6 protein-coding genes, 1 pseudogene and 1 riboswitch are annotated in these 10023 nt (G+C 73.4%); of the genes and pseudogenes, 2 read left to right on the forward strand and 5 right to left on the reverse strand.

What is annotated here, in order from left to right; genetic code table 11:
• Both GA0115242_RS17745 and GA0115242_RS17750 read right to left on the reverse strand, forming a co-directional pair.
• Positions 1 to 280: pseudogene (locus GA0115242_RS17745) on the reverse strand (hypothetical protein); the annotation flags it as partial.
• A gap of 97 nt (positions 281 to 377) precedes the next feature.
• Positions 378 to 1538 (reverse strand): C40 family peptidase, encoded by a 1161-nt coding sequence (locus GA0115242_RS17750; RefSeq protein WP_093829569.1) that lies wholly within the window; start codon positions 1536 to 1538, stop codon positions 378 to 380.
• A gap of 8 nt (positions 1539 to 1546) precedes the next feature.
• A riboswitch (cyclic di-AMP (ydaO/yuaA leader) is annotated at positions 1547 to 1717 on the reverse strand.
• 243 nt (positions 1718 to 1960) lie between these two features.
• On the opposite strand from GA0115242_RS17750, the gene pcrA reads away from it, so the two are divergent.
• Positions 1961 to 4477, forward strand: a complete 2517-nt coding sequence (pcrA, locus tag GA0115242_RS17755; protein WP_093829571.1) for a DNA helicase PcrA — start codon at positions 1961 to 1963, stop codon at positions 4475 to 4477.
• Between the two features lie 205 nt (positions 4478 to 4682).
• Here pcrA and GA0115242_RS17760 read toward each other — a convergent pair whose 3' ends face one another.
• Both GA0115242_RS17760 and GA0115242_RS17765 read right to left on the reverse strand, forming a co-directional pair.
• The gene (locus GA0115242_RS17760; RefSeq protein WP_256089465.1) at positions 4683 to 6317 is read right to left on the reverse strand and encodes a M23 family metallopeptidase; all 1635 of its coding nucleotides are present in this window, start codon (positions 6315 to 6317) and stop codon (positions 4683 to 4685) included.
• Positions 6318 to 6492: 175 nt separating this feature from the next.
• On the reverse strand, positions 6493 to 7602 hold the full coding sequence (locus GA0115242_RS17765; RefSeq protein ID WP_093829577.1) for an alpha/beta fold hydrolase: 1110 nt from the start codon (positions 7600 to 7602) through the stop codon (positions 6493 to 6495).
• Positions 7603 to 7942: 340 nt separating this feature from the next.
• On the opposite strand from GA0115242_RS17765, the gene GA0115242_RS17770 reads away from it, so the two are divergent.
• Positions 7943 to 8353 carry a cobalamin B12-binding domain-containing protein gene (locus tag GA0115242_RS17770; RefSeq protein WP_093829575.1) on the forward strand — a complete coding sequence of 137 codons (411 nt, stop codon included), beginning with the start codon at positions 7943 to 7945 and terminating at the stop codon, positions 8351 to 8353.
• A gap of 225 nt (positions 8354 to 8578) precedes the next feature.
• Here the strand turns inward: GA0115242_RS17770 and GA0115242_RS17775 are convergent.
• On the reverse strand, positions 8579 to 10023 hold a 1445-nt coding region (locus tag GA0115242_RS17775; protein ID WP_093829579.1), incomplete at its 5' end, for a DUF5691 domain-containing protein.

A 10023-nucleotide genomic window follows, 5' to 3' on the forward strand; every position in this document is an offset into this window, starting at 1 on the left:
CGGTCGCCGCGACGGCCGCCGGCGCGGCCGGGGCCACGGGATCGCCGCTCCGCCGCGCCACCCGCACGGCGAAGCCCGCGGCGAGCACCACCCACCCCGCGCAGGCGAGGACGAGGGCGATCCACGACAGCACCTCGCGCCCGGCCGACGCCAGGGCCACCGAGAGCGTGCCGGTCGCCAGCACGGCGCCCGCGGCGGCCGGGGACGGCCGCGCCCACCGGGCACGCGGGGAGAGGGGGCCGTCGGGGGCACCGGACGCGGGACCGTGGTGGGCGGGCATGGGCCGATGCTAAGGAGCCCGGGTCGGCGGGGCGGCGGGGCACGCACGCGGGGGCGGGGAAATACCCGCGGGTGCGGGCCCCGGTCCGCCCGGTCGGTCAGGCGGGGCGGACCACGCTGTGGATCGCCGACTCGCCGTCGTAGTAGATGGACTCCTCGCGGACGTACGCGCCCGGCTTCGGGGCGTGGATCATCATGCCGTTCCCGGCGTAGACGCCCACATGGGTGATGTCGTCGTAGAAGAAGACCAGGTCACCGGGTTGCGCGTCGGCGAGGGAGACCGTGGTGCCCGCGTTCACCTGGTCGTAGGTGGTGCGCGGGAGGGCGACGCCCGCGGCCTTCCAGGCGGCCTGGGTGAGGCCCGAGCAGTCGTAGGAGCCGGGGCCCGTCGCGCCCCACACGTACGGCTTGCCGATCTGCGCGCGGGCGAACGCCAGCGTCTTCGCGGCCTTCGTCGCGTACGAACCGCCGGACGACGACCCGGACGACTGCGCGGACCCGGACGACCCGGAGGACGACGACGGCGACGAGGTGTCCGCCTGCTGCCGGGCCGCCTTCTCCGCCGCCTCCTGCTGCCGCGCCAGCTCGGCCGCCTCCTCCTGCTTGCGCTTCTCGATCGCCGCCAGCCGCGCCCGCTCCTCGGCGTTCAGCTTCGACAGCACCGCGCGCGCGTCCGACAGCTTGCGCTGCACGGTCGCCTTCGCCGCGTGCAGGTCGCTCTGCGTCTCGGTCAGCGACTGGAGGCCCTGGGTGGCCTCCCGGCGCTTCTTCATCGTCTCCGACTGCTCGGTGACGTAGTCGTCGACCGCGCCCTTCTGGCGGGTGGTCAGACGGCTCATCAGCTGCGTCTGGTCGAAGTAGTCCTGCGGGGAGTCGGCGAGCAGGAACGTCGCCGTGTCCGGGGCGGAGGCGCCCGTGCGGTACTGGGCGGCCGCGAACGAACCCAGCTCCTCGCGCGCCTCGTTGAGCTTCTGGGTGCGCCTGGCGACGTCGTCGAGGAGGGTGTCGACGCGCTTGCGCTGCTTGGTCGTCCGCTCCTTGGCCGCGTTGTACTTCTCGGTCGCGCTCTCCGCCTGCCGGTACAGGGCGTCGACCTTCTTCTCGACCTCCTCCAGGCTCGGGGCGCCGTCGGCGGCGGGCGCGGCGTTGGCCGACTGGGACAGCAGGGCCACCGAGGTGAGGGCGGCCGTGGCGAGCGCGGGGGTGCGCACGCCTGCTACGCGCGTTCCGGCGGGACGCGACTTGCGGTGCGACGCCAAGACTGGCGACTCCTTCCCGTCTCCGCCTACCGAGTTAGCTGTCGGGTTCGGGCGGGTGCTTCGGAAGGGTTGCCCTACGGATGCGGCCCCCGAGGGGCTGCGGACCGATTCACCCCGGGATTCGGTGGGTCCCCGGCTCCGGTCGCGCGGCGGCGCCCCGGACTCGGCGGAGGCCGCGCGGCCCGGCGACGTTCGCCGGAGGGGGTCGTGCGGCCTGCCAGGAACGGTAGCCAACTCGTGTGCCCTCTGTGAAGGTTGATGGCCGATATGCCCGATACATTTCCGTGACCTGAAAAACCGCCCCGATCCGCCGTCGCCGCACGTGAGGGGCCGACAGCGGACGGTCGCGCCCCGGCCGCAGGCGGGCGATCTCCCCGGGGCGGGGGCGGGGTGTCAGTGGGGCGGCCTAGACTCGGAGAGCGATGAGCAGCCTCTTTGACGACAGCTTCCTGGCGAACCTCCGGACCCCCAGCGGTCACGACGAGGAACCCCCGCCGCCGCCCGAGGACGAGCACGGTCCGGAGTCGATCCCGGACGATCTGTTCGGCGGGAAGTTCGACGTGCCCCCGGAGCGGGACGCCCACTACCGCGACGGCGCCCCCCGCCCGGTCCTCGACCCCGCGGCCCTGGTCGACGGGCTGAACGAGAACCAGCGGGAGGCCGTCGTGCACGCCGGCACCCCCCTGCTCATCGTGGCGGGCGCCGGTTCGGGCAAGACCAGGGTGCTCACCCACCGCATCGCCTACCTGCTGGCCGAGCGCAACGCGCACCCCGGCCAGATCCTCGCCATCACCTTCACCAACAAGGCCGCGGGCGAGATGAAGGAGCGCGTCGAACAGCTCGTCGGCCCGCGCGCCCACGCCATGTGGGTCATGACGTTCCACAGCGCGTGCGTGCGCATCCTGCGCCGCGAGAGCAAGAAGCTCGGCTTCACGTCGTCGTTCTCGATCTACGACGCCGCCGACTCCAAGCGCCTGATGGCCTTGGTCTGCCGCGATCTCGACCTCGACCCCAAGCGCTACCCGCCGAAGTCCTTCAGCGCCAAGATCTCCAACCTGAAGAACGAGCTGATCGACGAGGAGGACTTCGCCGCGCAGGCCGGCGGGGGCGCCTCCGAGGAGAGCGGCTCCGGGGGCAGCTTCGAGAAGACCCTCGCCCAGGCGTACGCCATGTACCAGTCGCGGCTGCGCGAGGCCAACGCCCTCGACTTCGACGACCTGATCATGACGACGGTCAACCTGCTGCGCGCCTTCCCCGACGTCGCCGAGCACTACCGGCGCCGTTTCCGGCACGTCCTGGTCGACGAGTACCAGGACACCAACCACGCCCAGTACGCGCTGGTGCGCGAGCTGGTCGGCACCTCCGAGCACCCGGTGGACGTGCCGCCCTCCGCGCACGACCTGCCCCCCGCCGAGCTGTGCGTCGTCGGTGACGCCGACCAGTCGATCTACGCCTTCCGGGGCGCGACGATCCGCAACATCCTCCAGTTCGAGGAGGACTACCCGGACGCGACGACGATCCTCCTGGAGCAGAACTACCGCTCCACGCAGACGATCCTGTCCGCCGCCAACGCGGTCATCGAGCGCAACGAGTCCCGCCGCCCCAAGAACCTGTGGACCAACGCGGGCACGGGCGCGCGCATCACCGGGTACGTCGCCGACACCGAGCACGACGAGGCCCAGTTCGTCGCCGAGGAGATAGACCGCCTCACCGACGCGGGCGACGCCAGGGCCGGGGACGTCGCCGTCTTCTACCGGACCAACGCCCAGTCCCGGGTCTTCGAGGAGATCTTCATCCGCGTCGGCCTGCCCTACAAGGTCGTCGGCGGAGTCCGCTTCTACGAGCGCAAGGAGGTCCGGGACGTCCTCGCCTACCTGCGGGTGCTGGCCAACCCGGAGGACTCGGTCCCGCTGCGCCGCATCCTGAACGTCCCCAAGCGCGGCATCGGCGACCGCGCCGAGGCGATGATTGACGCCCTCGCCCAGCGCGAGCGGATCAGCTTCCCGCAGGCGCTGCGCCGGGTGGACGAGGCGTACGGCATGGCGGCCCGCTCCACCAACGCCGTCAAGCGGTTCAACACGCTGATGGAGGACCTGCGCACGATCGTCGACTCCGGCGCGGGCCCCGCCACCGTCCTGGAGGCCATCCTCGAACGCACCGGCTACCTCGCCGAGTTGCAGGCGTCCACCGACCCGCAGGACGAGACGCGCATCGAGAACCTCCAGGAACTCGCCGCCGTCGCCCTGGAGTTCGAGCAGGAGACCGGGGACGCCGAGAGCGAGACGCCCGCCGGGCTCGCCGCCTTCCTGGAACGGGTCGCGCTGGTCGCCGACTCCGACCAGATCCCCGACGAGGACGACGGCTCCGGGGTCATCACCCTGATGACCCTGCACACCGCCAAGGGCCTGGAGTTCCCGGTGGTCTTCCTCACCGGCATGGAGGACGGCGTCTTCCCGCACATGCGCGCCCTCGGCCAGCCCAAGGAGCTGGAGGAGGAGCGGCGGCTCGCCTACGTCGGCATCACCCGCGCGCGGGAGCGCCTCTACCTCACCCGCTCCTCGCTGCGCAGCGCGTGGGGGCAGCCGTCGTACAATCCGCCCTCCCGCTTCCTGGAGGAGATCCCGGCGCAGCACGTCGACTGGAAGCGCACCGGCGCCACCACGTCGTCCGCCGGTCCGGTGTCCGGGGTGGCGGGTTCCCTGTCGTCGTCCAGGTCCCGCTCGTCGGCGTCGGGCGCGTCCGGTTTCGCCACCCGCAGGACGGCGGAGAAGCCGGTGGTCACGCTGGCCGTCGGGGACCGGGTGACGCACGACCAGTTCGGGCTCGGCACGGTGGTCGGGGTCAAGGGCACCGGCGCCAACACGGAGGCCACGGTCGACTTCGGGGACCCCAAGCCGAAGCGGCTGCTGCTGCGCTACGCCCCGGTCGAGAAGCTCTGACCGGGCGCTGACCACGGCGGACGGCTCGCGGAGCCGGTCAGGAGCCGGTCACGGTCCGGCCCGTCCGGCCGGGGCGGGCCGTCCGGCCGGGGCGGGCCGTCCGGCCGGGGGAGAGCCGACCGTCCGGCCGGGGGAGAGCCGACCGTCCGGCCGGGGAGAGGGGGACCCTCCGGCCGAAGAGATGTGGGCCCTCCGGCCGGGTGCGTCAGGTCGGGTCGATGCCGTGGCTGCGCAGCCACGGGAGCGGGTCGATGGCGGAGCCGCCCGCGGGCCTGACCTCGAAGTGCAGGTGCGGGCCGGTGGAGTTGCCCGAGTTCCCGGAGAACGCGATCGGGTCGCCCGCCTTGACCGGCGTGCCGGAGGCGACGCGGTAGGTGGAGAGGTGGCAGTACCACGTCTCCGTGCCGTCCTTCGCGGTCACGATCATCATGTTGCCGTAGGCGCTGTTCCACTGCGTCCGCGCGACACCGTCGGTCGCGGCCATCACCGTGGTGCCGTAGGAGACCGGGAAGTCGATGCCGGTGTGCACCGACATCCAGTTGATGCCGGCCTGGCCGAAGTAGGCGCTCAGACCGCGCTGCGCGACCGGCAGCGCGTACTTGGGGCGCAGCCGCTCCTTGCGGGCGGCCTCCGCGATCGCCCTCTTCTTCTCCGCGACCTGCTCGGCCTTGAGGTCGATGCGCTCCTGGGTGCGGCTGGCCCGGTCGGCGAAGTCGTCGGCACCGGCCGAGAGGCTCTGGAGCTGGGTGTCGAGCTTGATGTTGGCGGTCGACGGCTTCACCGGCTGCGTGTCCGCCGCCGCGGCCGTGGTCTCGCCGTCGCCGGTCAGCGTCCCCACCGAGGCGGCCGCGATGCCCGCTACCCCCATCACGCACGCGGACGGCACGGCGATCGTCAGCAGCGCGGACCGCTTGGGCGGCGGCCTGCGGCGCGACCGCGACGCGGCCCGCCCGGCAGCGCGCCCGGCCGGGACGACCTCCTCCTGACCGTCCAGGAGCGGTGCGACGGCGGGGAGTTCACCGGTGGCGGAGAGCGACTCGGCGTCGTACGCGCCGGGTTCGTCGTACCCGGAGCCGTACTCGGGCTCGCCGTAACCCTGTTCGTGGTGCCCGGCCCCGTGATCCTGACCGTGGCGCTGGTCGTGGCCGGGTCCCTCGTAGCCGGAGGGGTCGGCGTGCTCGTGCTGCCCGGTGTGCGCGAACTCGTCGTTCCCGCCCGGGTGTCCGATCTGCTCGAAGACGGCGGTCGCCTGCTGGTCGAACCCGGTGGCGGGCCCCTGGTCCCGGCCGCCGTCGGCGGGGGACGAACCGTCCGGGTTCCACTGGGTGGCGTCGTACGCGCCCGTCTCGAAGGTCTGGGTGCCCCACTCCCACTGCTGGGTCGCGTCGGCCTGCGCGCCGGACGGGGCGGGCTGGAGCCAGCCGTTCGCGTCCCACTGCCCGGAGACGTCGGACCCGTCGGCCCCGCCGGTCTGCGGCGGCACCGCGGAGAGGTGCTGCCCGGTGCCCCAGGCCGTCGTCTCGTAGGCGCCCGTGTCGTACCCGGCGTGGTGCTGGGCCGCGTAGACGTCGTAGGCGTAGTTCTGCTGGCCGCCGCCGGTCCAGGCCGACGCGTCGTAGGCGCCGGTGGAGTCGCCCGGAAGGCTGCCGAAGAGGGGGTCGGCGGCGAAGGTCGACGTGCCGTGGCCGTCGGTGGGGAAGGCGCCGGTGTCGTAGCCGCCGTACGTGGTGAAGTCGCCGTACTGGGCTTCCTGGGTGCCGTACGGCGCCTGGTGTGCCGGGGCGGCGTCGGAAGCCGGGGTCGGGGTGGTCAGAATCCCCGACGGGTGACGGTCGTTCACCAACTTCTCTTTCGCCTCGACAACAGGGGCTGCCAGAGCAGTGCGGCGACTGTACCCGGCAGTATGCGGGCGCGACAATCTTCCGCAGGTTTCATGCTCTCAGGAAAGGGGCATTCGAGCGCCTTTCGCCGAACCACGGATGGCCCTTGGCCCTGTGTTCGATGAATGTTCGACTTCAGGCCACGGTTAGCCCGTCTGTTCGAGCATCCGAACCGGCCTCCGACTCCGCCAGATCGAGCGCCTGCCGGACGCCCGCGGCGACCGCCGGATGCACCGGAAGGGCCAGATGTCCGATCCCGCTCACCCGGACGTTCCACGCGAGCAGGTCGGGATGGTCGACGCGGGCCGTCTCCGGCGGGTCCATGAGGTGGTCGAGGTCGCTCCAGAAGCCGACGAACCGGGTCCGGCAGCCGGGCGCGGGCGCCGCCAGCTCCGTCAGCAGGTCCGAGCCGGGGCGCATCTGGCGCACGATCGGGTGCGCGTTCGCCAGCGGTGCCACCCGGGTGCCGGAGTGCGGGGTGCCGAGGGTGACCAGCGTCCGCACCCGCCGGTCGCCGCCGAGCCGCTGCGCGTAGTAACGGGCGATCAGTCCGCCGAGGCTGTGCCCCACGACGTCCACCCGCGGGCTGCCGGTGCGCGCGCAGATCTCCTCGATGTGCCGCCCGAGCAGCTCGGCCGCCGTGCGGATGTCGCAGGTCAGCGGCGAGTAGTTGAGCGAGGTGAGCTGCCTGCGGCCGTGCCGGGCGAGGCTGCGGCGCAGCAGGACGAAGACGGAGCGGTTGTCGATGAAGCCGTGCAACAGCACCACCGGCGTCCCGGCCGGGACGGGCAGCCGCAGGGCGCGGGGTGCGTCGGGTGCGTCGGGGTCGGGTGCGTCGAGTGCGTCGGATGTGCCGGATGCGCTGTCGGCGTCCGGCGTGCCGGGTGTGCCGTGCGCGCCGGGTGCGCCGAGCGTGCCGGGTGTGCCGGTCGGGCGGGGTGTGCCGGGTGTGCCGGTCGGGCCGGGCGTGGTCTCCGCGCCGTATTTTCCGTGCCCGCCGCTCCCGCCGTACTCGCCGTGCCCGTCCTGCCCGCCGTGCCCGCCGTACCTTCCGTTCCCGCCGTCCGACGGGAGCGGGGCGGGGTCCTGGTCGCGATGGCGCTCGGGGGTGATGCCGGAGGGGTAGAGGGCGAGGTGGCCGATGAGGATCGCCAGCTCCAGGGCGGTCGCCTTCAGCAGGGTCGGCGAGAGCGCCGCGGGCCGGTCGGGGAGCAGCTTCCGGCAGAGCGGGAGCAGGGGCGACATCGCGCGGGTGACCTTCATGGCCGTCCTCCTGTCGGCGCACCGAGGACGGCTCTGTCCCCCGTGTGCCCTCATGGGAAGCCGGACGGAGGCGATGGGGCCGAGGGCGGGGCGACCTCGTGACGGCTTCCTTCGCGCCTGTTCCCCCTGTGGCGCGGGTGCCGCACGCTGGATACGACCCCGAGTGCCGCAGAGACTCGGAACGAGCGCTGCGAACGTGTCCCTCTGTGTGATTTCCCCCTCGGTCGGCGCCGCGAAACTGCCGGTTGCGGGATGCTGTAGATAACGTTCGTTCACTTCACGGACGGACGTCCCAGGACGTCGTCGCTTCATGGAGGCAGTGATGGGTGTCGCAACCGGTCCGATCCGCGTGGTGGTCGCCAAACCAGGGCTCGACGGTCACGACCGCGGGGCCAAGGTGATCGCCCGCGCGCTGCGGGACGCGGGCATGGAGGTCATCTACACCGGGCTCCACCAGACGCCCGAGCAGATCGTCGGCACGGCGATCCAGGAGGACGCCGACGCGATCGGGCTGTCCATCCTCTCCGGCGCGCACAACACCCTCTTCGGCGCGGTGATCGACCTCCTCGAGGAGCGGGACGCGGCCGACATCCTCGTCTTCGGGGGCGGGATCATCCCGGAGGCGGACATCGCGCCGCTGAAGGAGAAGGGCGTGGCGGAGATCTTCACGCCGGGGGCGACCACCGGCGCGATCGTGGACTGGGTCCGCGCCCATGTGCGGCAGCCCGCTTGACGGGGAGCGCGGCTGTTCGGCGGGGGCTCCTGCGTCCTCGGGGCTGACGTCGAGGAAGGGCCTCGGGGAGAGGCGTTGGGAAGAAGCCCCGGAAAAGGGCCTCGGGGGAGGGACCTCAGCGTGATGCGGCGCCCGGGGCCTGGGGCCCGGGGCCTGGGCCTGGGCTCACCGTCCCTCCCTGACCCTCGCGAGACGCCAGGGCCGGGGCCGGGTGGGCCGGAGGGCTCAGTTCTCCGCGGTCGTCGGCTCCTTCCCCGCCAGCTCGTTCTCCATCGTGGCGCGCAGCCGCAACGTCGTCACCAGGCGCTGGAACGCCTCCGTCCAGTAGCCGACCGCTCCCGGGGACGCGTCCTCCGGTTCGTCCGGCGCGGTCAGCAGGCCGTCCAGGCGGGACGCCTCCGACGGGTCGAGGCAGCGCTCGGACAGGCCCATGACCCCGCTGAAACTCCACGGGTAACTGCCCGCGTCCCGCGCGATGTTGAGCGCATCCACCACGGCCCGGCCCAGCGGCGGAGCCCACGGCACCGCGCACACCCCGAGGAGCTGGAACGCCTCGGACAGACCGTGCGCCGCGATGAACCCCGCGACCCAGTCGGCGCGTTCGGCGCCGTCCAGCGTGGTCAGCAGCTTCGCCCGCTCCGCCAGTGACACCGCGCCGGGGCCACCGGCCTCGGGGGCCGACGGCTGCCCCAGCAGCGCCCGCGCCCAGGTGGCGTCCCCCTGCCGGGCGGCGGCACGGCACCACGCGGCGTGCAGTTCGCCCTGCCAGTCGTCCGCCACCGGCAGCGCGACGATGTCTTCCGGTGTGCGCCTGCCCAGCCGGTCCGGCCAGGTGGAGAGCGGCGCCGCCTCCACCAACTGGCCCAGCCACCAGGACCGTTCGCCCCGGCCCGCGGGCGCCTTGGCCACCACGCCGTCCCGCTCCATGGCCGCGTCGCACTCGTGCGGCGCCTCCACCGCGAGGGTCGGGACGCGGCGCGCGGTGTGGTCCAGCGCGACGCAGGAACCGGCCCGCGCCGCCATCCGCCCGGCCAGCGCCGAGTGCGGCAGCGCCGACAGCAACTCGGCAGCCGTCGAGCGGACGTTGCGGCTGCGGTCGGCCAGCGTCTCCTCCAGGAAAGGCTCGTCCGCCGCGCCCAGGCCCGTGCGCAGCGAGTCCAGGAACATCAGGCGGTCCTCCGCGCGCTCCGTCGACCAGGTGGAGGCGAGCAGTTCGCGTGCGGCGGCCGGGTCGCGGGAGCGCAGGGCCGCGAGCACCGCCACCCGCTCGGTGAACAGGCCCTCCTGCCACAGGCGCCGCACCCGTTCCTCGTCCGCCTGGCCCGGCAGGGCCGCCCCGCCGGTCGGCGCCGCGCGCAGGGCGAACCGCCAGTCCTGGTGGAGACGGGCCAGCCAGATCGCGCGCGGGCCCGCGAACGTCAGCGCCGCGGGACGCAGGTCCGTCCGGCCGCGGGCCGCGTCCAGGAGCGCGGGGAGGGACTGCACCGGGGCCGCGTACCCACGGGCGTTGGCCGACGCCAGCCACTGGGGGAGCAGCTCGACCAGGTCCGGCGCGGTGCCCCGGCGGCCACCGCCGCCCGCGCCCCGGTCGGCCAGCAACTGCGCGAGCCTGCGGGCCGCCGCCGGGGGCAGCGGGGGACGGGAATCCGGCGGTGCCTGGGCCGGGCGCC

Source organism: Streptomyces sp. SolWspMP-5a-2 (genome assembly GCF_900091845.1).
Taxonomy (GTDB): domain Bacteria; phylum Actinomycetota; class Actinomycetes; order Streptomycetales; family Streptomycetaceae; genus Streptomyces; species Streptomyces doudnae.

Excerpts from the sequence above, each read along its gene's own strand:
- pcrA (WP_093829571.1), top strand. The coding sequence starts at position 1,961 with ATGAGCAGCCTCTTTGACGACAGCTTCCTGGCGAACCTCCGGACCCCC.
- GA0115242_RS17765 (WP_093829577.1), bottom strand. The coding sequence starts at position 7,602 with ATGTCGCCCCTGCTCCCGCTCTGCCGGAAGCTGCTCCCCGACCGGCCC.
- GA0115242_RS17770 (WP_093829575.1), top strand. The coding sequence starts at position 7,943 with ATGGGTGTCGCAACCGGTCCGATCCGCGTGGTGGTCGCCAAACCAGGG.